The 23,934-nt window shown below is 70.1% G+C and carries 17 protein-coding genes and 1 pseudogene; 9 read left to right on the top strand and 9 right to left on the bottom strand.

Annotated features, from left to right (window positions below):
• The first annotated feature begins 31 nt into the window (after positions 1-31).
• Both LJB74_RS20055 and LJB74_RS20050 read left to right on the top strand, forming a co-directional pair.
• Positions 32-295 (top strand): DUF6458 family protein, encoded by a 264-nt coding sequence (locus LJB74_RS20055; protein WP_259310169.1) that lies wholly within the window; start codon positions 32-34, stop codon positions 293-295.
• A gap of 101 nt (positions 296-396) precedes the next feature.
• On the top strand, positions 397-732 hold the full coding sequence (locus LJB74_RS20050) for an ANTAR domain-containing protein (RefSeq protein WP_259310168.1): 336 nt from the start codon (positions 397-399) through the stop codon (positions 730-732).
• A 185-nt stretch (positions 733-917) separates the two neighbouring features.
• On the opposite strand, the gene LJB74_RS20045 is transcribed toward LJB74_RS20050, so the two are convergent.
• Complete coding sequence (locus LJB74_RS20045) at positions 918-1,340, bottom strand: GGDEF domain-containing protein (protein ID WP_259310429.1); 423 nt, start codon at positions 1,338-1,340, stop codon at positions 918-920.
• A 236-nt stretch (positions 1,341-1,576) separates the two neighbouring features.
• A pseudogene (locus tag LJB74_RS20040) lies at positions 1,577-2,359 on the bottom strand (tetratricopeptide repeat protein); the annotation flags it as partial.
• Positions 2,360-2,739: 380 nt separating this feature from the next.
• Between LJB74_RS20040 and LJB74_RS20035 the strand changes: the two are divergent.
• Both LJB74_RS20035 and LJB74_RS20030 read left to right on the top strand, forming a co-directional pair.
• The gene (locus LJB74_RS20035) at positions 2,740-3,528 is read left to right on the top strand and encodes a sulfite exporter TauE/SafE family protein (protein ID WP_259310167.1); all 789 of its coding nucleotides are present in this window, start codon (positions 2,740-2,742) and stop codon (positions 3,526-3,528) included.
• 139 nt (positions 3,529-3,667) lie between these two features.
• Entirely contained in the window at positions 3,668-3,895 is a 228-nt protein-coding gene (locus LJB74_RS20030) for a hypothetical protein (protein WP_259310166.1), read from the top strand.
• Between the two features lie 85 nt (positions 3,896-3,980).
• Here the strand turns inward: LJB74_RS20030 and LJB74_RS20025 are convergent, their stop codons facing one another.
• Both LJB74_RS20025 and LJB74_RS20020 read right to left on the bottom strand, forming a co-directional pair.
• Positions 3,981-5,654, bottom strand: a complete 1,674-nt coding sequence (locus LJB74_RS20025) for an AarF/ABC1/UbiB kinase family protein (RefSeq protein ID WP_259310165.1) — start codon at positions 5,652-5,654, stop codon at positions 3,981-3,983.
• A gap of 139 nt (positions 5,655-5,793) precedes the next feature.
• Positions 5,794-7,179, bottom strand: a complete 1,386-nt coding sequence (locus LJB74_RS20020; RefSeq protein WP_259310164.1) for a DUF2079 domain-containing protein — start codon at positions 7,177-7,179, stop codon at positions 5,794-5,796.
• Positions 7,180-7,765: 586 nt separating this feature from the next.
• Between LJB74_RS20020 and LJB74_RS20015 the strand changes: the two genes are divergently transcribed.
• Both LJB74_RS20015 and LJB74_RS20010 read left to right on the top strand, forming a co-directional pair.
• Positions 7,766-12,670, top strand: a complete 4,905-nt coding sequence (locus tag LJB74_RS20015; RefSeq protein ID WP_259310163.1) for a 2-oxoacid:acceptor oxidoreductase family protein — start codon at positions 7,766-7,768, stop codon at positions 12,668-12,670.
• Positions 12,667-15,531, top strand: a complete 2,865-nt coding sequence (locus tag LJB74_RS20010; protein WP_259310162.1) for a sulfide/dihydroorotate dehydrogenase-like FAD/NAD-binding protein — start codon at positions 12,667-12,669, stop codon at positions 15,529-15,531. The genes LJB74_RS20015 and LJB74_RS20010 overlap by 4 nt, the downstream gene beginning before the upstream one ends.
• 149 nt (positions 15,532-15,680) lie before the next feature.
• Here LJB74_RS20010 and LJB74_RS20005 read toward each other — a convergent pair whose 3' ends face one another.
• On the bottom strand, positions 15,681-16,340 hold the full coding sequence (locus LJB74_RS20005) for a hypothetical protein (RefSeq protein WP_259310161.1): 660 nt from the start codon (positions 16,338-16,340) through the stop codon (positions 15,681-15,683).
• Between the two features lie 107 nt (positions 16,341-16,447).
• Between LJB74_RS20005 and LJB74_RS20000 the strand changes: the two genes are divergently transcribed.
• Complete coding sequence (locus LJB74_RS20000; protein ID WP_259310160.1) at positions 16,448-17,686, top strand: MFS transporter; 1,239 nt, start codon at positions 16,448-16,450, stop codon at positions 17,684-17,686.
• On the opposite strand, the gene LJB74_RS19995 is transcribed toward LJB74_RS20000, so the two are convergent.
• On the bottom strand, positions 17,673-19,028 hold the full coding sequence (locus tag LJB74_RS19995; protein ID WP_259310159.1) for a hypothetical protein: 1,356 nt from the start codon (positions 19,026-19,028) through the stop codon (positions 17,673-17,675). The two genes, LJB74_RS20000 and LJB74_RS19995, sit on opposite strands and share 14 nt — an antisense overlap.
• A gap of 203 nt (positions 19,029-19,231) precedes the next feature.
• Between LJB74_RS19995 and LJB74_RS19990 the strand changes: the two genes are divergently transcribed.
• Entirely contained in the window at positions 19,232-20,578 is a 1,347-nt protein-coding gene (locus LJB74_RS19990) for an FAD-binding oxidoreductase (protein WP_259310158.1), read from the top strand.
• Positions 20,575-21,336, top strand: coding sequence for a decaprenylphospho-beta-D-erythro-pentofuranosid-2-ulose 2-reductase (locus tag LJB74_RS19985; RefSeq protein ID WP_259310157.1), 762 nt, complete (start codon positions 20,575-20,577; stop codon positions 21,334-21,336). The genes LJB74_RS19990 and LJB74_RS19985 overlap by 4 nt, the downstream gene beginning before the upstream one ends.
• A gap of 18 nt (positions 21,337-21,354) precedes the next feature.
• On the opposite strand, the gene LJB74_RS19980 is transcribed toward LJB74_RS19985, so the two are convergent.
• The 3 genes from LJB74_RS19980 to LJB74_RS19970 are packed head-to-tail and all read right to left on the bottom strand — an operon-like array spanning position 21,355 to position 23,854.
• Positions 21,355-22,221, bottom strand: coding sequence for a decaprenyl-phosphate phosphoribosyltransferase (locus tag LJB74_RS19980; protein WP_259310156.1), 867 nt, complete (start codon positions 22,219-22,221; stop codon positions 21,355-21,357).
• On the bottom strand, positions 22,218-22,733 hold the full coding sequence (locus LJB74_RS19975; RefSeq protein ID WP_259310155.1) for a phosphatase PAP2 family protein: 516 nt from the start codon (positions 22,731-22,733) through the stop codon (positions 22,218-22,220). The genes LJB74_RS19980 and LJB74_RS19975 overlap by 4 nt, the downstream gene beginning before the upstream one ends.
• On the bottom strand, positions 22,730-23,854 hold the full coding sequence (locus LJB74_RS19970; RefSeq protein WP_259310154.1) for a phosphodiester glycosidase family protein: 1,125 nt from the start codon (positions 23,852-23,854) through the stop codon (positions 22,730-22,732). Before LJB74_RS19970 ends, LJB74_RS19975 begins: the two co-directional genes overlap by 4 nt.
• Between the last annotated feature and the right edge of the window lie 80 nt (positions 23,855-23,934).

The following is a 23,934-nucleotide window of genomic DNA, read 5'->3' as shown; positions in this document are numbered from 1 at the left end:
GGAGGTCAACTCCCCCGAAGGAAGGAACATCATGGGTATCGGTTTCAGCACCTTTCTGCTGGCAGTCGGGGCAATCCTCACGTTCGCCGTCCACGCGACGGTCGCCGGACTGGACATCAAGGTCGTCGGGATCGTCCTGATGGCGGCCGGTGTCCTAGGGCTCGTTCTCACGCTGGCCGTGTTCGCACCCCGGCGCCGCACGGTCACCCAGACTCGCCGGACGCACGTCGCGGAGCCGACCGCGGGATCATCGACAGTGACCACCGAGGACGTCACCGGGCCTCCCACGCCGTGAGGACACCGTGGGATGCGCGACTGCCGGCGACACGCCCCTGCGCGCGACGTGACGAGCACGTACGCACACTCCCGCGGGCACAAGGAACCGTTGACGGCGCAGTGCTTCATGCCGAGGTCGAGCGAGCTGGCCTGGGTGTTCTCGAGGTGGGGGCCGCCGGTCCAGGTGATGCGATCGGCAACCGGATGGTGATCGAGCGGGCAAGGGGTCTGCTCATGTCCAGCCTGGGTTGCGACGCGAAGGACGCGTCGCGCGCGCTGGTGCAGATCTCCTGGGACCACGACACAAGCGTCCTGAACGCCGCCCTGGCCATGGTCGCGGCAGCTGAGGACGCCCGATTCCAGACGGACATCACGGAGCTCGCCGCGACCACCATTCGTCGAGCCCGACGGAGTGACCTGACCGTCGGCGAGCGTGTCGGGATGGACACGGTGTGACGCCTCTCGGCCACGCCCACCACACAGGAGGTCGACCACACCGAACTCCTCACGGCGTGATCTGATCACTGACCCGCACGGTGTCGAGAGACTCCACCACGCAGCGGGACGTCACCCGGCGAGGCCCTGGTTCTTGCCGGCATCGATGCGAATCGGTGGTCACCGCGCGTCTACCGACCGAGCCCTCACCCTGCGACCGTCGGCCCGTGCTCACGCGCCGCCGGTGGCAGGCCGTCGGCGACGATCCGATTCCTGCCCTGCTCCTTGGCGGAGTAGAGGTGCGCGTCGGCGCGGCCCAGGAGCGTGGCCTGGTCGTCCGCGGAGGTCGCGAACACCAGCCCGGCACTCACCGTGACCTGGAGGGACGGGACGAGGTCTCGCCACGGGTGGCTCGCGATCGCCGTACAGAGGCGCTCGATGCGGTTCGCTGCGTCGGCGGCGGAGCGTGCACAGATCACGACGAGGAATTCCTCGCCTCCGAGCCGGGCGGCGAGCTCCGGCCAGGCAGCATCCGGGCGGATGCCGTCGGGACTGACTGCGTGCGCGAGGACCATCCCCAGACGTCGCAGGACCTCGTCGCCCAGCTGGTGGGAGAACCGATCGTTGATCGCCTTGAAGTGGTCGACGTCGATGATGGCCGCGGCGAGGCAGCCCGGGCGGTCCGGCAGGTCCCGGAGGAGCCGGGGAGCTCCTCATTGACGAGCCGACGATTGGGCAGGCCGGTCAGGGCGTCCGTACGCGCCTGGATGCGGAAGCGGCTCGCCTCGCGTCGCGCCTCCGCGGTCTCGAACAGGGCGTGGCGGGTGCGGGTGCCGGTCTCGAGCTGGTGGACGCGCAGTGCCACCGACTCGGTGTGGTACTCGCGATGCGTGGCGTACGCGCGCTCGAAGTCCCGTCGGGCGGCGAGAAGCTCGGCTCGCACGCGGAGGGTCTCGACGTGCATGCCACGAAGGTCCCGCTGCCGGCACACCTCCAGGCACCAGTCGAGCTCGGAGGTCGCCTCGTCGAGCCGTCCTCCGGCGATGAGCACCTCGGCGAGCGTCAGGCCGAGCTCCGCCGGCGTGGCGGCCTGGGCGTCGCCGTGCCGGCGCCACAGCTCGAGCCCGAGCCGTACGGCCTCCTCGGCGCCGACCAGGTCTCCGGCCATGAGACGAGCCCGCCCGATGGTGTCGGCGCAGGCCGCATTGAGCTCGTCCGGACCGGACATCGTCCAGAGCCGTTCGGCCGTGACCAGCGCGGCCGAGGACGCGCCCGTCTCGTACTCGAGGACGGTGAGGTTGTTCAGGACGTTCAGACGCCGTTCCCGGTCACCGAGCTCGGCGAAGAGGATCTCGGCCTCGCCGTAGCGCGCGCGGGCCTCGTCGGTCGAGCCCGTCATGGCCAGGGCATCGGCCAGGCGCAGCAGGTAGTTCCCGCGGGTGCGAGGGGGAGTCTGGTCGTCGCACAGGTCGATCGCACGCACCGCGTGGTCGAGCGCCGAGAGGGTGTCACCGGCGCTCTCGAACAGCGACGAGAGCACCAGGTGACTACGGGCGAGGAGAGACGCGGGGCCGTGGGCACCGGCCCACTCGTGGATCGCGATCGCGAGCCGGGCGCCTTCGCTCGCGTGCCCGAGACGATGGCGCATGTCGGCCGTGACCAGCTGAGCGCGCCGGACGGCGAGGTCGTCCCCGGCGGCGGCGGCATCGGCCTCGAGGGCCCGGGCACCCGCCAGCCGTGCGCTCACGTCCAGAGACCTGTGCCGCTCGAGGTCATCCAGCGAGGCGGAGAGGACCTCCGCGCGGTGCTGGGCCTCGTCGGGCTCCATGCGACTCCGATCGACGTCTGGCCGTCGACGGGTGGCGCAGCACACGCGCCGCCCGGTGGTCGTCGTCGACGCATCTCTCGACGGAGAAGGGACCAGCATGCCTGTCTCGGGTGTCATGGGCCAGCATCAGGGGGGATCGGGCTCGCGCCGCACCCGTGGGGTCGGCGCGTGGCCGCCGGCGGCAGTGGCAGGGTGGGCCCATGTCGCACCTCTCGGCGCTCGACCTCTCGCTCCTTGCTCTCGGGGCCTGTCTGGTCGGACTGAGCAAGACGGCGCTCCCCGGCGCGGGCACCCTCAGCGTCGGCCTGTTCGCGGCGGTGCTGCCTGCACGGCAGTCGACCGGGGCGCTGCTGGTCCTGCTGATCCTGGGCGATCTCTTCGCGGTCTGGACCTACCACGCGCACGCCGACTGGGCGGCGCTGCGCAGGCTCGTGCCGGCCGTGCTCGTTGGGGTCCTCGTCGGGACGCTGTTCCTGGCCACGGCCGGTGACGGGACGGTCCGCCGGGTCATCGGCGCGATCCTGCTCGCTCTGATCGCCGTCACCCTCGTGCAGCGGGGCGCCGCGGCACGGCGTCGGAGCCAGTCCGACGACGCCCCGGTCGCGCGCTCGGCCCAGGCGAACGGACGGACGTCGCGCAGACTCGCAAGCACGGGCTACGGAGTCCTGGCGGGGTTCACCACGATGGTCGCCAACGCGGGAGGGCCGGTCGTGTCGATGTACTTCCTGTCCGCGCGGTTCTCGGTCACCCGGTTCCTCGGCACGGCCGCGTGGTTCTTCTTCGCGGTCAACGTCGCGAAGACCCCGTTCTCGGTGTCCCTCGGTCTGATCGACCTGGCGTCGCTGCGGCTGGACCTGCTGCTGGCTCCGGCGGTGGTGGTCGGAGCGTTCGCCGGTCGTCGGCTCGCCCGACGGATCGACCAGATGCTCTTCGACCGACTCGTCATCGTCCTGACGGTCGTCTCCGCCGGCTACCTGCTGATCGCCTAGCCCGTACTGGCGCACGACGTCGGTGGCGGGTCGGGCGACGACAAGGCGACGGACCGTCCAGGACCCCGCGTCAGGAAGCACACCACCGGTCGTCGCCGTGCGACCATGAGAGGACCACCTGTTCCACGAGGAGTCGACCATGACCGAGAACAGAGCTCGTCAGGAGACGTTCCGCACGCACGTCCCGGACGAGGTGCGTCAGCACCTGGATGCGGCGCGGAGCGAGCTGCGCAAGGGCGTCGAGACCTTCCTCCCCGCCGAGTTCTTCGAGCACCGCGACACCGCGCGGCGAGAGATGCTGCTGGCGTGGCGCGGTGTCCTCGATGCCGCGATCACTCGCCTGGACGAGAGGAAGTCCCGGGTCTAGCGGCACCGGACCCCGGGTCGGGCCGTACGGATCCGGACCACACCCGCGACGTCCACGCGTCAGAGCGGTGGGAGCGTGGCCGGCGTCAGCGCCTCGCCCCGCCGAGCAGGAGGCGCAGGCCTGTCAGCCCCGCCAGGACGAACAGCACGGTGCCGCCCGTGGTGGCTCTCGCGGCGACCAGCACGGAACCAGCGATCAGCAGTCCCGCGCCGATGACGCTCGCACTGAGCCGGTCGACCGAGCGGTTCAGCGTGCGCAGGGCGCGCCCGACCTGCTCGTCCCGTACCGGGACACCGGTGCCGTCGACCCGCGCGAGGGCACGGCTGGCCTGGGCGGGAAGAGCGAGCATCGCCAGCAGGGCGTCGCCGATCTCGTCGAGCCACCCGCCGATGCCGGAGGTCGCCTCGTCCTGGACGAGGCGCCGCGCGTACGGCCCGACCTGCTGCCAGAGGTTGACGTCCGGGTCGAGCCCGGTGCACATCCCCGAGAGGATGGCGACCGTCCGGACGACGTAGATGAGGTTCTGCGGGACCTGGAAGGGCATGTCGAGCAGCAGGTCGCGGTACTGATGCGCGAACTCCCGCACCTCCTGCGGGTCGATGTTCCGCAGCTCGCTCATCGACAGTCCCCAGTACCTGTCGAAGACGTGCGCCTCGGCGCGCTCGATCGCCGCGAGATCGGCACCGGGGAGGAGCATGTCGAGCAGCTGGTAGGCCTTGACGACCCGGGTGGCGTCCCGCGTGCCCACCGCGATCAGGAGCTCCCGCAGGCTGCTGCGGACGGTGTCCGGGATGCGTGCCACCATGCCGAAGTCCACGAAGGTGAGCATCCACGTCGACGGCCCGCCGTCGGGATCCGGCACCGGTGTCACGAAGAGGTTGCCCGGATGCGGGTCCGCGTGCACGAACCCGTCCTCGAAGATCTGCTTCAGGTAGACGGCGACGAGCCGGTCGGCCACCTCGGCGCGGTCGATGCCCGCCGCGGTGATGGCGGCGTAGTCGGTGATCTTGATCGCCGACACGTCCTCGAGGGTGAGCACACGCCGCGTGCTCAGGGAGCGCACGATGCGCGGCACCTGCACGTCGGGGTCGTCGGCGAAGTTCTCGTAGAACGTCTCGGCGTTCTGAGCCTCGTGCTCGTAGTCGATCTCCTCGTGCAGGATCGCCGAGAACTCCCGCAGCAGCGCGGGGACGTCGGCGTGCGTGCGGATCGGGCGGTAGCGCATCAGCCACCTGCCCACCCGGCTCAGCGCGGCCAGGTCCGTGTCGACGATCGCCGCGATGCCGGGGCGCTGCACCTTGATGACGACGTCCCGGAACCCGACGTCGTGCTCGTTCCCGAGCCTGGCGCGGTGCACCTGCCCGAGCGACGCGGCCGCCATCGGCGTGGGGTCGACGTCGTCGAACAGTGCAGTAAGGGGTGCGCCCAGCTCGGCCTCGGCCAGCGACCTGATGGCGGCGAAGTCCTCGGCAGGGACCTCGTCCTGGAGATTGGCGAGCTCGTCGGTCACCTCGCGCGGAAGCACGTCGAGGCGCGAGGACAGGAACTGCCCGACCTTGATCATGACGCCGCCCATCCGGATGGCGAGCACCCGGAACCGCGCAGCCTCTCCCCGGATGCGCGCCTCGCGGGTACGGGCGGCCCAGCGGCGGAAGCCGACCCGACGCAGGACGAGGTCCCACAGGATGAAGCGCGCGATGACGCCGGCGGAGAAGGTCAGGATGTGGAGGTACCGGCCGCGCAGACGGGACGATGTCACGAGGCCTCCAGGCGGGGACGTCCGAGCTGACACTGCACCAGCAGTCCTCCGTGCAGCCTAGGGCGAGGTCGTCCACCCTGCGTGCTCGTCCGCCACCCGCACACGATGACACTGCCGCGGGCCATGCGCGAGGCTGGGATCACGGCGGACACGCAGCAGTCGGACCCGCGTAGTCGGGCGACTGCAGCAGAATGACCGTTCCCGCCCGGGCGACCACCTTGTACCCGGCGCCGAGCGCGAGCTCGAGAGCGTCCGTCGTCGTCTTCTGGTTCGGCTCGACCGACAGCACGGGCTGGGAGAGGTCGATCGCGTAGAAGTCCTGCGGACGGCTGGTCAACCCGAACGTCGCCACCACGTCCTTGGGAGTGAGATGGGACGCCAGGCGGTCGTCGGCGACGACGCAGACGCCGGCCGGCACGCGCGCGACGATCGTCGCCTGGTCCTGGATGTGCGCCGAGGTCTGGAAGGCACTGCCGTCGACGAGACGCGCCAGCGGCAGGAGCGACTGGACTCGTGCCGGTGCCGTGATCATGCCGGCCACTGGTGCGACGACCAGCGTCGCCACGAGCGCTGCCCCGAGCGCACGTCGACGCCATCCCTGCACCCGGCCGACGACCTCGACGGTGGCGAGGAGCAGCACGATCCAGACCGGCGCGTTGTAGTGGAAGCTCGTGCCCCACAGCGCCGGCCGCGCCGAGAGGAAGCGCTCGAGCAGGAACGGGACCGCCAGGAGGCTCCTGGTCGAGACGAGTGGCAGCAGCAGGAGCGGCACGAGGAGGAAGAGCATCGTGTGCCACTTCTGGTCGGGTGTGACGAGCAGCCGCAGGACGGTTGCCGGATCCGTGATCGCGGTGTGGAGCGCGCCGCCGACGTCGGGTCCGAGCGCAGGGAAGTCCCAGTACGCGTAGTGGCCCGCCCGTGAGAAGTGGGGGATGAGCACCGCCGTGACGAGGACGAGCCAGGCGGCGCTCCCCGCGACGAGGGCCAGCCCCAGCCGTCGTGGTCGCCAGGTCGCACGTAGCAGGCCGAGGAGCGCGACGATCGCCCCCATGTCCTCGCGCACCAGCAGGAGCAGCACGGACGCCGCGACGAGCTCGCGGTCGGCACGTCGGTCGAGGGAGTCGACCGCCCAGGCGAGCAGCGGGATCGCGAAGGCGACCTCGTGGACGTCGAAGTTCACCATCCCCTGGAGCGGCCACCCCAGCGCGTAGCCGACGGTGAGGAGTCCCGCCCATCCGGGTGTCAGCCGGCGACGCGCGAACCGCCACACGAAGACGGTCGAGACCGCCAGGAGCGCCGACTGCGCGAGGAGCAGCATGCGCGGGTCGTCCCAGATCCAGTACAGCGGCGCGAGCACCGCCATGATCGGGTGGAAGTGATCGCCCAGGATGTTGAAGCCGTCCCCCTTGAGCGGCGCAACGGGGGCACGGAAGTGCGCGTACGCGCGAACGACCTGGTCGAAGATCCCCAGGTCGTGACCGGCGGTGAGGAACTGCGCGTAGCGGGTCAGGGAGTAGGTCGCCATGGCCGCAAACTGCACGGCTGCGATGGCGGTGGGCGCCACCCACCGCGGTCGCGAGCGCGGTCGGGGACGGCGCAGCAGCGATTCGCCCTCGGTGGCAGCGGGTGCAGCAGACGCGGCAGTCACTCGTCTCCGTCCCGTCCTCTCGCGCAGACCCCGAGCGTAGACGGGTCTGCCGACGTCAGAGGCTCGCAGCACCACCTCCGGACCTGCGTGACAGGTCAGATAGATGGTGGACGTACGGATGAGTTCGTGCAGGGGGCAACGACACGCCGACCGACGACCATGAGTTCGCTCCGGGTTCGCCCAGAACCACGTTCGAGGGGGGCCGATAGGTCCCAGACGCCGTGCCAAATACGGACTTAGCCTGACGGGACAAGGCCTGGGGTTCGCGTTGAAGCACCTCTACCGCCACGACGGCAGCCGCCGCCGCGAACGGTCATCGCTGACCCTCTGCCGTCGACCGGTATCCGCTCACACCTCGGGACAGGCACGATGACCTCTCAGCAACCGCGGTTCCCCGGCGTTCCCGCCGTCATCAACGGCAATGGCGCTGTGGCTCATGTCATGCGACACGTGTGCGGGGGGGGTGATCGGCTACCCGATCACACCGTCCACGGAGATCTCCGAGCTCTTCGAGGCCGCCAGGGCCGAGGGCAGCGTCAACGTCTGGGGCAAGCACCCGTTCTTCTTCGAAGCCGAAGGCGAGCACTCGGCCCAGAGCGGTGCGCTCGGTGCGGCTCTGACCGGCGGACAGTTCGTCTCGAACGCCTCGTCGAGCCAGGGCATCCTCTACGCTCTCGAGTCGCACTTCGTGACGGTCGGCAAGAAGATCGGCGGCTTCGTCCTCCAGGTCGCCGCCCGCGTGGTGTCCAAGCACTCGCTCAACGTGATGGCCGGGCACGACGACGTCTACGCCCTGCTGCCGTCCGGATACACCGTGTTCTTCGGGTCCAACCCGCAGGAAGCCGCCGACCTCGCGGCGATCTCCTACCGCACGTCCGCGCTGTCGCTGATACCGGTCACGAACGCGATGGACGGCTTCTCGACCAGCCACATGCTCAGCGAGATGCTGCTTCCCGAGGCGGACCTGCTGCGCACGTACCTGGGCGATCCCGCAGGCCGGATCCCCGCACCGACGGTCGCGCAAGAGGTGCTGTTCGGGGCGAAGGGCCGGGTGGCCCAGCTCACCGCCTACCTCGACCGCCACAAGGACGACCTCGTCGAGGCCGCGCGCGAGGCCGTGACCGCCTACCTCCGCGCGAACGCCGACGCCATCGAGGCCGACGGGGCGGGCACGCTCGTCGGGGAGACGCTCGCGTGGCTCCCGGCCGAGCTGCACGCACCATGGCGTCGCCAGTGGGTGAACGCCCCGGCCAAGGGCACGCGCCAGATGGTCCCGGCGCTCGTCGACGTGCACAACCCCGGACTGACCGGACCGGTGCAGAACCAGCCCGACTTCCAGGCCGGCGCCGTCGACCACCGCACCCACTTCGCCAGTGAGGTGCCGAGGCTCGCCCGTCAGGCCATGGCCGAGTACAGCGAGCTCACGGGGCGCGAGTACAGCCCGTTGCACACCTACGACATCGAGGACGCCGACTACGTGATGGTCGGCCTCGGCTCGATCACGGACGACGTCCGTGCGGTGGTGCCGTACCTGCGCGCGCAGGGTCACAAGGTCGGTGTCGTGTCGGTCAAGCTCCTCCAGCCGTTCCCGGAGGCCGAGCTCGTCGCCGCACTGGCCGGAAAGAAGGCCGTGACGGTGCTGGAGCGCTCCGACCAGACCTCCCTCACGACGTTCGTGACGACGGCGCTGTTCAAGGCCCGGGCGAACGCCGACGGCGCGAACCACGCCGTCCCGACGTTAACCGCCATGCCGCTGCTCACCACGGCGATCTTCGGCCTCGGCGGGCACGACGTGCAGCCGCGCGACCTGATCGCCGCCTTCGAGCACATGATCGACGGCAAGAACGCACCCCTGATCTACCTGGGATCGCAGTTCTTCAGCAAGCACCCGACGCCGCAGATGGCGGAGATCGAGAGCCGGCTGCGTGCGGCCTACCCCGACACCGAGCACATGGCGCTCGAGACGAAGCCGAACCCCCAGCTGCTCCCCGAGAGCGCGATGCGGATCCGGTTCCACTCGGTCGGCGGCTACGGCACGATCGCGACCGGCAAGCTGCTCACCGACATCCTGGCCGGGGTGCTCGGCATGCACTCGAAGTCCGCGCCGAAGTACGGCTCGGAGAAGAGCGGCGCGCCGACGAACTACTACATCACCCTGAGCCCGGAGCCGGTGCTCATCACCAACGCCGAGCTCGAGGACGTCGAGGTCGTGCTCTGCCCGGACCACAAGGCGTTCGTGCACACCAACCCGCTCAAGGGCCTGGTCGAGGGCGGGACGCTGATCCTCCAGTCCGACCTGCCGTCGGCGGAGGTGTGGCGACAGCTCCCGAAGTACGCGCGCACCACCATCCGGGAGCGGCACATCCGTTTCCTCGTCGTCGACGCGTTCAGCGTCGCGAAGAAGCACGCGCCGAAGCCCGAGCTCGAGACCCGCATGATGGGGATCGCCTTCATCGGTGTGGTCGCCGGCCACGTGGACCGCGTGTCCAAGGGCGCCGACCAGGACGTGATCCTCGAGAAGGTCCGCACCCAGATCGTCAAGAAGTTCGGCAGCAAGGGTGAGGCCGTCGTCGAGGGCAACATGGCGGTCATCCGCGAGGGCATTCAGGCCGTCACGCGGGTCGACTACGACGACCCCGAGCTCGTCGCCATCGATGCGTCGAGCGTGCAGCTGCGCCGGACTCTTCCGGTGTCGGTGTCCGGGGACATGTGCGCGAGCGCGAGCGCCGGAAGCGCGAGCGGGCTCTTCGACCCCGGGTACTACGAGGACATCGTCGCCCGGCCGTTCCGCGAGGGGACGATCGGCGACGCGCCCGTCATGCCGGGTATCGGCCTGTTCATGCCGCCCGGCTCGGCCGGCGCCAAGGACAAGGGCCTGTTCCGCCGGACCGTGCCGAGCTTCAACGCGGACCTCTGCACGGGCTGCCTCGAGTGCGCCCTGGTCTGCCCGGACGCGGCGATCCCGAACACCGTGCACGACCTGCACGCGCTGCTCGAGACGACGATCGACGGGCTCGACCTGCCGGAAGCACAGCGGGCCGCGCTGCGCTCGCAGGTCTACCCCTTGTCGGAAGGCGTGCGTGAGCGCTACCGCGCCGAGAAGTCGGATGTCGCGTTCCACGATCTTGTGGCGCAGGTCGGGGCCGGCTTGCCGGTGGAGAGCCCGGTCTTCACCCGGAGCCTGGGTGTGTTGGTCGAGGCCCTGGCCGCCTTCCCGGTTGCCCGGACCCGGCCGTACTTCGACGCGATGGAGAAGGCAGTCCCCGGGAGCGGCGGGCTGTTCAGCGCCACGATCGACCCGTGGAAGTGCACCGGGTGCCTCGAGTGCACCGAGGTGTGCGGTCCCGGCGCGCTGACCCCGGTCGAGCAGGACGAGACCCTTCTGACGACGCTTCAGGAGCGGTTCGAGCTCCTGTCGCAGCTGCCGAACACCCCGAAGCGGTTCACCGAGGGGTCGACCGCGCCCGAGGGAGACCTGAAGCGTCTCCTGCTGGACCACGACAACTACTACGCCACGACTGGTGGTCATGGCGCGTGTCGTGGATGCGGTGAGGTCACCGCGATCCGCCTCGTGATGTCGATGGGACACGCGCTCGGTGAGGAGAAGCGGGTCGCCCACCTGCGCGAGCTGGAGGACGTGGTCGGCCGGCTGCAGGAGAAGGTGGCTGCTCTGGCCGACGATCCCGAGCGCCAGGCCCGGGTCCAGGCCCTTCTCGACGCTCTCGACCGACGGCTGTACCTCGTCGAGAGCGGCCCGACGGGTGATGGCCCGGCACCGATGATCGTGGCCAACTCCACCGGTTGCTCGAGCGTGTACGCCTCGACGATGCCGTTCAACAACTACCTCGACCCGTGGGTGAACAGCCTCTTCCAGGACGCCCAGCCGCTGGCCAAGGGCATCTTCGAGGGCGTCGCGGCCGACCTGGTCGGTGAGGTGCGGACCATGCGCACCGCGCGTCTCGAGCTCGACGACGCGTACGACCCCGCTCGTCACGACAAGGCGATGCAGCGGCTCACCTGGGAGCGGATGACTCCGGACGAGCTCGCCTCCATGCCGACGATCCTCACGATCGGTGGCGACGGCGCGAGCTACGACATCGGGTTCGGCGCGATGAGCCGGGTACTCGCGAGCGAGACGCCGATCAAGGTGATGGTGCTCAACTCGGGCGCATACTCCAACACCGGTGGACAGGCCTCGACGGCCAGCTTCACCGGCCAGGACTCCGACCTTGCCCGGTTCGGCGGTGCGCACGACGGCAAGCACGAGTTCCGCAAGGAGCTCGGGCTTCTGGCGTCGTTCCACCCGAACGTCTACGTGGCGCAGACGAGCACCGCGATGCACGGGCACTTCCTCAAGTGCAGCATGGACTACCTCAGCTACGAGGGTGCGCCCGCGCTCATGGACGTCTACACGCCGTGCGGCTCGGAGAACGGCATCGCCGAGGCAGCGTCGGCAGCCAGGTCACGGCTGTCGGTCGAGTCCCGGATGAGCCCGCTGTTCGTGCACGACCCGCGCCGCGGGACCACGCTGCACGACTGGTTCTCGCTCGAGGGGAACCCCGACCCGGACAAGCGGTGGACGACGAGCACGCTGGAGTACCTGGACGAGTCCGGCCAGGTGCAGCTCATGACGACGCCGCTCACGCCCGCGGAGTTCGCTCTCGGCGAAACCCGGTTCAAGAAGCAGTTCCGACGCCTCGCGCCAGAGCTCGAGGAGAAGGCACTGCCGATCGACGAGTACGTCGCGCTCGACGTCGCGGCACGCACGGACAAGATCCCGTTCGTGTACGCCACCGACGACGACCGGCACCTGATCAAGGTCGCCTGCTCGCAGCAGGTGGTGGCGCTGGTCGAGGACCGGTTGCGGCACTGGGAGATCCTGCAGTACCTGGCCGGTGAGCACGAGGCGAAGCTGACGGCTCTGCACAGCAGCGACATCGCGGACCTGCAGGCCCGCTACGACGCTGCGACGGCCGCCAGGGAGACCTCGCTCGACGACATCGCACGTGCGATGTCCGAGCTGGCGACCTCGAGTCGGGCACCGGCAGGACTCGGTGCCCGGGTGCCGGTCGGACCGGCGGCGTCCAACGGCTCGACCACGGCGGCAACACCGCAGACCTCGGCCGTCGCCGTGGCGGACCGTGCGGTCTGGCTCGACCCTGCCGACCAGAGCAAGTGCACGGACTGCGGCACCTGCTACCAGGAGCTTCCCCAGCTGTTCGAGAAGACCACGACGATCATCGACGGCAAGGCCACGGTCGTGGCGCAGATGATCCCCGGGGCGCTGGAGAAGGTTCAGATCACCCCTGAGCTGTCGGCCCGGATCTCTCGGGTCAAGGCGACCTGCGACGCGGAGATCATCCAGTGACGAGCACCCTGCCCCCAGTCGGACCCACGCCGGCGAACGCCTCCGGCAGGGACGACCTGCTGCGCTATCTCGACGCCTCGACCACCCTGCAGTCGAGCAGCGCCGAGGTGGCCGAGCTCGAGCAGTCGGACGGGGTCGCCGAGTACAACCGCCAGCTGGAGCTCCTGCGGCGCCGACTGCTCGCCGAGCCGCAGGCGTTCCGGGAGATGTTCATCTCCGATGGGATGTCGGCGGTCGCGTGGGAGTTCACCCAGCCGGAGCTCGGGGCGGACTTCACGCGCTCGTTGTGGTCGATGCTGCGGCGAGGGGACGATGCCAGCACCGTTCTCATGCGGTTCCTCTGGAACCTCCCGCTCGGCAAGAAGCGCTTGTTCATCCGAGCGATCGACAAGCACCTCTCGGATCGGTACCCGATGTTCGACGGGCTCTCCGACGGGTGGCCTGCGAGCACGAGCATCCCGCCGTACGTGCGCGACGCCGAGTCGCGTGCCACCGACTTCGGCCTGGTGAACCAGGGATACCTCGGGTACATGTCGCTCGGCTACACCCGCGAGGACATCGACCTGTTCGTCTGGCTCGAGGCGCTGCGCGACAAGCAGTGCGCCGAGAAGCCGTGCGAGCTGGGCATCTTCCTGGCCAACCACCGCGAGCCCAAGGGTGGCTGCCCGGTGAAGATCCACATCCCGCAGATCCTGGAGCTGATCGGCAACGGCCGGTTCCAGGACGCGCTGGAGCTGATCGAGGGCAGCAACCCGTTGCCCAACGTCACCGGCCGGGTGTGCCCGCAGGAGCTCCAGTGCCAGGGTGTCTGCCTGCACAAGGAGAACCCGATCCAGATCGGACAGGTCGAGTGGTTCCTGCCGCAACGCGAGAAGCTCGTCAACCCTGACTCGATCACGGCACGGTTCGCCGAGATCCCCGACCCCTGGGATCGTGCGGAGAAGCCGCCGGTCGCGATCGTCGGGTCCGGACCGTCGGGGCTGATCAACGCCTATCTGCTCGCCGCCGAGGGGTTCCCGGTGACGGTCTTCGAGGCGTTCCACGCTCTCGGTGGGGTGCTGCGGTACGGCATCCCGGAGTTCCGGCTCCCCAACGACCTGATCGACGACGTCGTCAACAAGATCACACTGCTCGGCGGCCGATTCGTGTCGAACTTCGTGGTCGGCAAGACGGCCTCGTTGCAGGACCTGCGCGATGCGGGCTTCTGGCGGATCTTCGTCGGGTCGGGTGCCGGTCTGCCTCGCTTCATGAACGTGCCGGGGGAGCACCTGCTCAACGTGATGTCGGCCAACGAGTTCCTGACGCGGGTCAACCTCATGCAGGGGCTGCGTCCGGACTACGAGACGCCGCTCCCGGACACCGAGGGCAAGCAGGTCATCGTCATCGGCGGAGGCAACACCGCGATGGATGCCGCACGGACCGCCCGGCGGCTCGGCGGCGACGTGACGATCGTGTACCGGCGCACGCAGGCGGAGATGCCCGCGCGGGTCGAGGAGCTGCACCACGCACTCGAGGAGGGCATCCACCTCAAGGTGCTGCGAGGCCCGTCGGAGTTCATCGGCGACGTCGAGACCGGGTTCGTCAAGGCCACGACCCTGGACGTCATGGAACTCGGCGAACCGGACGAGTCCGGGCGGCGCCGGCCGGCGGCGACCGGCAAGACCGAGACCATGCTCGCCGACCTGGTGATCATGGCGCTCGGCAACGACGCCAACCCGATCATCAAGGACTCGGAGCCACGGCTGCACACGTCCAAGTGGGGCACGATCGAGCTCAGCGAGCAGGGGTCGCAGGAGACCACCCTGGCCGGGGTGTTCACCGGTGGCGACGCAGCCCGAGGAGGCTCGACGGCCATCCGCGCCGCGGGCGACGGCCAGGCCGCCGCACGGGAGATCGTCGGCAGCATCGACGTGGACCCGACGACCATCGCGGCGATGGTCGCCAGCGCCAAGACCTACACGGACACGGCCTCCACGGCACAGCGCGTGATCGCGACCTCCGAGCTCAGCGACGGCATCCACGAGTTCACGGTGCACTCGCCGGTCATCGCCCAGGCCGCCCAGGCGGGGCAGTTCGTCCGGGTGCTCCCGCGCCCGGACGGCGAGCTGATCCCGCTGACACTGGCCGACTGGGACGCCGAGGCGGGCACGATCTGCCTCGTGGTCCAGGGGATGGGGACGAGCAGCTTCGAGATCAACCAGATGGTGGTCGGCGACTCCTTCACGGGGATCGCCGGTCCGCTCGGACGCCCGAGCGACGTGCACCGGTATCCCGAGGGCTCGACGGTGGTGTTCACCGCCGGTGGCCTGGGACTGCCGCCGGTGTTCCCGATCATGCGCAAGCATCTCGAGACCGGCAACCACGTCACCCTGATCGCCGGGTTCCGCAGCGGCGACCTGATGTTCTGGACCGGTGAGGACGAGCGGGTCGGCCGCATCAAGGCGCAGTACGGCGACCAGCTCGAGATCATCTACACCACGAACGACGGCTCGTTCGGTGTCCCGGGGTTCGTCACCGGCCCGCTGAAGGAGCTGCTCGAAGCGAACACGCGAGGAGAAGGCAGGACGGTCGCCGAGGTCGTGACGATCGGCCCGCCGATGATGATGCGCGCGGTCAGCGACCTGACCAAGCCCTTCGGAGTCCCGTGCGTCGCGAGCCTCAACTCGATCATGGTGGACGCGACCGGCATGTGCGGCGCGTGCATGGTTCCCGTGATCATCGACGGGAAGCTCGTGCGCAAGCACGCGTGCATCGACGGCCCGGAGATCGACTCCCACCTCATCGACTGGGAGAAGTTCCTTCCGCGGTTCGGGCTCTTCAAGACCCAGGAGCAGCGCAGCAGGGTGGCGCACGGCTTCTGAGCCTCGCGATCGACCAGTGCACGGCGGCTTCCGCGGAACGACGCGGAGGCCGCCGTGCCGGCGTTCCGGGCGACGCGGTTGCCCACGCAGGTGCGCGCCAGCGCCTGCGCCGTGCCCTGGCAGGAGCAGCCGGGTTCAGACCGGCGGGTTCACGCAGGGATGGGCGTCGGCGACGCGGCAACCGGGTCGGTCAGGGCCAGGGGCCTCGTCCTGGCCCACACGATCAGCCCGATGTAGGCGAGATCGAAGACGCTGCACAGCAGGCCGATCCCGAGGACGAAAGCGTTGTGCTCCATCGCGCCGAAGGCGATCGTCGGCGCGAGCGTACCGATCCACTTGCTGACAGCGATCAGGAGGGTCTGGCCGCGCGCCCCACCGCGCGCGACGAACATGGCGATGAACAGTCCGGACATCAGCAGGTTCTGCAGGAACGCCGCGTAACCGGAACCCTGGTCCCAGCCGAACTCGTCGATGAACAACAGCTGCACGGCCAGCGCCGCACCGAACATCCCGACGCTGCCGACCACGAACATCCCGCGGGACACGAAGGCGGGCAGCTCACGTCGACCGAAGCGGACGAAGGTGACGACGATCAGCACGTCCGCGACGGCCCAGACGACGTTGATGACGGCCTGCGCGGAGACGCCCGTCGTCAGCCCGTGCAGCGAGTAGATCGCCTCCCAGGCGATGTTGAGGGCGAGCGCGGCGACGGGCATCGCGTAGGTCCTCGCCGCGAACCCGATCCTGATCGAGTCGATGTAGACGACCGTCCACGCGATACCGCTCAGCATCGTCAGAAACAGGACCACGGTGAACCCCTTGCAGGACGACGGACGGACCTGGGCGATGTCGGCCCCGCGGACGAGGGTAGCGAGTGCATCCGCACGATCGGTGATCTGACAGGATGGGCACCCGTATGCGCCCCCTCCGCCATCCCTTCCGATCGCTTCCGCCCGAGGTCGCAGTCCTCACGGCCGTGGCGTTCTCCGTCGCCCTCGGATTCGGGATCGTCGCCCCGGCGATCCCGGTGTTCGCGAAGGACTTCGGCGTCTCCAACTTCGCGGCTGGGGCGGTCATCTCGGTCTTCGCACTCGTCCGTTTCGTCTCGGCACCGGTGGCCGGCCGGATGGTCAACCGGCTCGGCGAACGGACGGTGCTCGCCGTCGGCATCGGGATCGTCGGCGTCTCGAGCCTGCTGGCCGGGCTGTCGGGGGACTACCTCCAGCTGCTCGTACTGCGGGGGATCGGCGGGTTCGGGTCGGCGATGTTCACGGTGTCGTCGTTCGCGCTGCTTCTCCGAGTGGTTGCGCCCGACCAGCGGGGGCGTGCAACAGGGACGTACCAGACGGGGTTCCTGCTCGGCGGGATCGCCGGGCCCGCGTTCGGCGGCCCGCTGACCGCATGGTCGCTGCGCGCGCCGTTCTTCGTGTACGCGGCGACGCTGCTCGTCGCCGGCGCCGTCGCGACGGTGTTCCTGGCACGTACGTCGTTGCGTGAGCATGAGGTCGCTGCCGGGACCGCCGGCCACTCACCCACGTCGTTGGGCGATGCTCTCCGCAGCGCCGCCTACCGTGCGGCTGTCGTCAACAACTTCGCCGTCGGCTGGGCGATCTTCGGGGTCCGTTCCTCGCTCATCCCGCTGTTCGTCGTCGAGGGCCTTCGGTTGGGTGCGTCGTGGACGGGCGCGGGGCTCGTCGTGTCCGCGGTGGTCCAGGCGATCACCTTGGTACCGGCCGGCCGACTGGTCGACACGCGCGGACGGCGTCCCTTCCTACGGGCCGGTGCAGTGGTCGCACTCCTGGCGGCCGTCACGATGGCCGTGGCCGGCAGCGCGCCGCTGTTCCTGGTCGCGATGGCCCTCTACGGGGTCGGTTCGGCGTTGCTGGGCGTGTCGACCTCGGCGGTGGTTGGCGACGTGATCGGGGGGCGCGGAGGCACGCCTGTCGCCGCCTTCCAGATGGCGTCGGACGCCGGTGCGTTCATCGGCCCGCTCGTCGCCGGTGCGCTGGTCGATGCGGCGTCTTTCGAGGTGGCGTTCCTTGCGACCGCTGCGGTCTCCGCGATCGCCGTCGCCACCACGGTCCCCATGCCCGAGACGCGGCTCGCGGCAGCCGTTCCCGCTGGGTCTACCGGGCACACGCCTACTGGCACGTGAGGTTCGGGTACCCGCTCAGCACTCCGACGATCTGGACCCCTTCGCCCCAGTACGGCGTGTAGTAGTACGGGTCGGCGTTGCGCTGCACCGCATGGGCCGCCAGGGTCGGCGCCATGGACTGCCACCCGGGGACGCCGAGCAGTGCCCGGAAGAAGTTCGTCGCGGCGATGCGCGGGTTCATCCGGTCCGCGTACGAGCCCCAGGCACCGTTCGCCCGCTGCTGGAACAGGCCTCGGCTGTCCGGCCCTGCAAGATCGCCGTAATTGACGTTCACGAGGTTCGACTCGCCGATCGCGGTCATCATGCCGATCGCCTGACCGCGGAGATCGACGCCGAGGTCGTTCGCCGCGATGATCACCTGGGCCGCGTTCACGATCTGCTGACCGGAGAAGCGCCCGATCGAGCTCGGTAGTGCCGCACCGGGCCCACCGCCGGCGGGCGCGCCGGCCGTGCAGCTCGTGGCCTGCCCTGCCGCGGCCTGCGCCGCACGCTGCTTCGCGATGATGTCGGCAAGAGAGTTCGAGATCACCTGGCGTTCCTTGGTGTTCTGGGCCTGCTGGGCGAGGTAGGTCGAGCGCAGGGCCTTCACCGACGCCAGCTGGGTCGTCTGCGTGGCCGCGAGATTCTGGATCTCGGTGGTCTTCGCAGCCGCGTCTGCCTCCGCCGACGCGGCCACGGCGAGCTTCTGGTCCGCCTGGACCTTGAGGGTGGTGACAGCAGCCTTGACGGCGTCAAGGCGAGCCTGGTCGTTCCTGTTCTCCGCATCGACCTGACGTAGCTGTGCGAGGACGGTGGCCTGCACGCGGAGACCCGTCGAGACCATCTCGAACTGGTCGACGGCGTCTTGGGCGCTCTGGGCGCCGAGCACCAGCGCGACGGTGCTCGTCGACCCGCGGCCCTGATACGCCTGCCGGGCCATCTGCCCGACTGCCGCGTGAGTCTTCGCCGTGCGAGACGCATCGGAGCTGACCTTCGCCGTCAGCGTCGTCACCTGAGCCTCGGCGTCCTTGAGCCGGTTGGCGATCAGGAGCTCCTCGCGCTGCGACGTCGCCAGGGTGTCCTGGGCGGAGCGGAGACCGGCCTGTGCCGTGGCCAGATTCGACTCGGTGGTCTGCAGCGCGCTCTGGGCCGTGCTGAGCTGGGTGTCGACCGTCTTGAGCGAGGCGTCGAGCTGATCGGCCACCTGGGTCGCCTGCGCGAGCTGGGCCTCGAGAGCATGCCGCTGCGCGTCGTAGCTGTCGGCCGTCGCCGGTCCCGCGAGGGCGGTGAGGAGAACGGGGACCGCCGCACCGATCCCGATCAGGCGTCGGGCGAGCGACCATCGCGCGGGGCTATGCCTCATCGGTACACACCTCGGGTTGTGCTGGCCGGCGCGGTGCGCGACCGTGCGCCCGGCCTGCGACCTGCAGATCCTGACCGAGGGGCACTATCGCACACGGTGCTGGGGGAGGGCCGGGTGCCTCGCCGTCGAACCTGGGAACCTGCTCAGGGTCCTCTGCCACGATCACCTGCATCCGCACCGCGGAGACCACCGGAGGAGGAGACGTGAGCGCTCGGCGCGCGCTGACCGGATGGGGGCGCACGAGCCCGAGCGTCGCGACGGTCGTCCCCGCCACCGACGATGACGCGATTCGTCGGGTGATCACCGGCGCCGACCGACGCGGTGTCGTCGCGCGCGGGCTCGGACGCAGCTACGGGGACGCCGCCCAGAACGCCGGGGGAGTCGTCCTCGACGTGACCGGCCGCGACCGAGTCCTCCGGGTCGACGTCGAGTCCGCAGAGGTCGAGGTCGAGGCGGGAGCAAGCCTCGATCAGCTCATGCGCCTGCTGCTGCCGCTCGGGCTGTTCGTCCCGGTCACGCCAGGGACGAGGCAGGTGACCGTCGGTGGAGCCCTCGCCGCGGACGTCCACGGCAAGAACCACCACGTCGACGGCAGCTTCGGGCAGCACGTCTCGTCGATCGACCTCATGGTCGCCGACGGGAGCGTCAAGCGCCTGACCCCGCAGGACGCGCTGTTCTGGGCGACTGTCGGCGGCATGGGGCTCACGGGCGTGATCCTGCGCGCCACCGTGCAGATGACGCGTGTGGAGTCGGCCTTCTGCATCGTGGACACCGAGCGGTGCCACGACCTTGAGGACCTCCTGGCGCGGATGACCGAGGGCGACCACCGGTACACCTACTCCGTCGCCTGGATCGACTGCCTTGCGGGTGGGTCCGCGCTCGGGCGTTCGGTCCTCACCCGGGGATGGTCGGCCAGACGCGACCAGCTGCCGTCCCGGCGACGGGACCGGGCCACCGAGTTCCGCCCGCACCAGCTCGCTGTCGCACCGCCGGTCTTCCCGAGCGGACTGCTGAACCGGGCGACCGTGACCGCGTTCAACGAAGCGTGGTACCGCAAGGCGCCCCGCGAGCGTCGGGGCGAGGTGCAGAGCATCGCGTCGTTCTTCCACCTGCTCGTCGCCGGCGCGCAATGGAACCGGATCTATGGCCCGCGCGGCTTCCTGCAGTACCAGCTCGTGGTGCCGTTCGGCGCCGAGGAGACTCTGCGCCGATGCCTCGAGCTGCTGAGCGAGTCGAGGCAGGCGTCCTTCCTCGCGGTCCTCAAGCGGTTCGGCGCGGCGGATGACGGTCATCTCTCGTTCCCGACACCCGGCTGGACCCTCGCGCTCGACCTGCCCGTCGGTGCTGCTGTGCTCGGTGGCCTGCTCGAGCGCCTCGACGCCCTCGTGCTCGGCGCCGGCGGCAGGCTGTACCTCGCGAAGGACTCCCGGCTCCCGGCGTCCGCGATCGCTCAGATGTACCCGCGGCTGGACGAGTGGCGGGCGATCCGCGCGGACGCGGATCCGCATGGAGTGTTCACCTCAGACCTGGCAAGGAGGCTCGACCTGTGAAGGACGCCATCGGCAACGTGCAACGCATCCTCGTCCTGGGGGGAACGTCGGAGATCGCACTCGCGACGGTCACCCGCATGACACAGGGACGCCAGGGGACCGAGGTGACGCTCGCCGCACGGCCCGGCCCCCGACGTTCCGCCGCGGCCGGTCGGTTGGTCACGCGCGGCCTCGAGGTCACCGAGGTCGACCTGGACGTGAGCGACCGGGCGTCCTACGAGGCAGCGATCGGCGAGGCGTTCGATTCAGGTCACGATGTCGACGTCGTCCTGGTCGCCTTCGGCGTGCTGGGCGACCAGGAGCTTGCGTGGCAGGAGCTCGACGTCGCCCTCGAGCTGGCGCAGGTGAACTTCACCGCCGCGGTGGGTTGCGGGGTGCTGGTGGCCGCCGGGCTGCGCGCACAAGGTCACGGGACCGTCGTCGCGTTCTCGTCCGTCGCCGGCGAGCTGGCGCGCCGGTCGAACTTCGTCTACGGAGCCACCAAGGCGGGCATGGACGCGTTCTTCAGCGGCCTCGGCGAGGCGCTCTCCCCGTACGGCGTCGACGTGCTCGTCGTGCGCCCCGGGTTCGTCCGGACGCGGATGACCGAAGGGCTTCGCGCTGCGCCGTTGTCGCAGACCGCCGACCAGGTCGCGGACGCCGTGGTCGAGGCGTTGCGCGCGGGCCGTGACCGGGTATGGGCGCCCGCGACGATGCGGTGGGTCATGGCCGGCCTCCGGCACCTGCCGCGAACGGTACTCCGCCGCCTCCCCGTCTAGCCGTTGCGATCGACGTCGCTACAGATACACCGACCCGGACAGGCACGCTGCCCAGGCGACGCCCAGCAGGAGCAGCACCCGGTCGTGGAGCACGACCTCTTCCGGCTCACCGGCCGCGCCGTTGTCGACGTCCACGGCATACCTCAGCAGCGCCATCACGAAGGGGACGATCGAGATGACGCTCCATTCGTTCGCGGTCACCTGGCGGATCGAGAAGGCCCAGAGGGCGTAGGTGGTCACGAGGACGCCGGCGGACAGGGTCCACACGAACCGCAGGTAGGAGGCGGTGTAGCGCGCGAGCACCGGACGGCTCTCGGCCCCGGTGGCCTCCCGCGACCGCATCTCCGCGTACCGCTTGCCGCCGGCCATGAAGAGAGATCCGAACCCGGCCGCGATCAGGAACCACTGCGAGAGCGGGACGTGGGTCGCGACGCCTCCCGCGATCGCTCGCAGCAGGAAGCCGGACGCGACGCTCACCAGCTCGATGACCGGCTCATTCTTCATGCCCAGGCAGTAACCAAGCTGCAGCGCCTCATACACCGCGACGACGACCAGCAGCTGCCAGCTCAGCGCGGCGGACACGACCAGCGCCGCCGGCAGCAGAACGGCAGCTGCGGTCCACGCGGCGCGCACCGACAGCGCGCCGGCGGCCACCGGTCGCCGACGCTTGGTCGGGTGAAGCCGGTCGACGGCGACGTCGATGGCGTCGTTGACCAGGTAGACCCCCGATGCGGCCAGCGTGAACGCGAGCACGGCGACGGCCATCGCGGCGAGCGCGTGCGGGTCGAAGGCGACCCCGCCCACGACCGGCGCAGTCAGCACCAGGACGTTCTTGGTCCACTGCCGGGGTCGACACGCCTGGACCAGGACGCGCGCACGTCTCACGTGCGGGCGCCGACGGGTCGGGGCCCGAGCCAACGCCCCATCGCCACCCCCACTGCGCTCCCGGCGGCGACGTCGCTGGGGTAGTGGACCCCGAGGACGACGCGGCTGGCCATCATGGCCGGGACGAGCGCCCACAACCACCGGTGCCCGAGCAGCCGGGAGTACACGACGGCCGCCGCCGCGGTCGACGCCGCGTGCGAGGACGGGAAGCTCCAGGCGCTCGGCGCGGTGTCGAGGACACGGATCTCCGGGGCACGTGGACGGCGGCGCCTCACGACCCGCTTGAGGACGACGCTGACCGCGTGCGCGCCGACGACGGTCGCGGTGGCCTCGAGCCACTCCCGGCGGCGCGGTGGGTCGGCCGTCGCCCCCAGCAGGCCGAGGGCGATCCATCCGATCGCGTGCTCACCGATGCGACCGAGGACGTGCGATCCACGCCGGGCGGCACCGGCCGGCACGTGGCGCTGCACGCGGACCACGGCGGCGACCTCGAGGTCGTGAAGGAGGCTCATCGTGAGAGGACCGCGACGAAGTCGCGGGTCGACGGCTGAAGGTAGCGGCGCGGGTTCGGCTGCTCGTCCGCTGTCAGCATGTGCGGTACTGCGATCCCCGGACCGGGGTGGGTGTAGGTGATGAAGTTGGTCCAGGCCTTGTTGATGTCCATCTCCATGGCGCGCACGGCACCGGCATCCCGGGCGATCGTCGCCAGGGTGCGGACCGAGAGGGCGTCACCGACGACGAACACCAGCGACCCGTCCGCGCGGATGCCGAGGGCGGTCCGCCAGACGTAGGTCGCGTTGCCGACGGTCTTGCCCCAGGTGCGCGTCGTCGTGCTGTCGATGTCTGCGGCGAGCGCGCCACCGTCCACCAGGAGGTCGAGGTTCTGCCGGACGGCGGCGACGTCGGACCCCGGTGTCCCACCGGGCCAGGCCATGACGTCGACGTGGCCGTCCTTGTAGACCACCATCGAGGCGGCGCCGGTCCGCAGCGGGACGGCGGTCTTCCCGCCCTCCCAGAAGCCGCCTCGTGAGTCGCCCATCCGGAATCCCGCGTTGAACGTCGCGAGCAGGGCATCGCGCTCCGACGCGGGGACCTCCGACGGCTGCGACCATCCCGAGCCACCCGGCACCTGGTAGCCGGGGTGCAGCTCGAGCCTGACGAGGGACTGATCGATCAGGGCGACGCCGGTGAGATAGCTCGTGTGCAGAGCGTCAGGCCGCAGGAACGCCGCCCGGATCGCGGGTCTGCCGCCGACGGCCACCAACGGCCGCCACTGCCCCTCTCCGGGGAGCGCGGGCGTCGCCTGTGTGGGGATCGGCTGCAGAGGTCCGGGCGTCGCAGCCGTCGACGGCAGGTCGCCTGCTGTCGGATCCGCGGTGGGGGAGGCGGTGGCCGTCGGGATGGCAGCCGTGAGCGCACCGCCGATCTTCGGTGGGTCGAGCTGGTACTGGACGCGCTCGAGCTCGCTCACGACGCCGCCCATCCCGTGGAAACGGGCCCACTCGGCGAGGCGCGCGGTGACCGTGTCGGTCCCGGGCGCCATGAGGACACCCCCGACGGACCAGGAGAGCCACGCCAGGGGGAGCACCATGACGACGCCGGTGCGGCGCACCCAGATCCGCCGACGCGTCACGCGCCGACGCCCGCGGGGAACGGACGCCTCCGACCCGGTTCTCCGCGGTGCCTGCCAACGCCTCGTCCTTCCGTCCTGTC

The sequence above is a fragment of the Cellulomonas sp. P24 genome (assembly GCF_024704385.1).
In the GTDB taxonomy this organism is placed as follows: domain Bacteria; phylum Actinomycetota; class Actinomycetes; order Actinomycetales; family Cellulomonadaceae; genus JAJDFX01.
The sequence above is the reverse complement of the archived record's forward strand: the minus strand, read 5'-3'. Positions and strand labels throughout refer to the sequence as shown.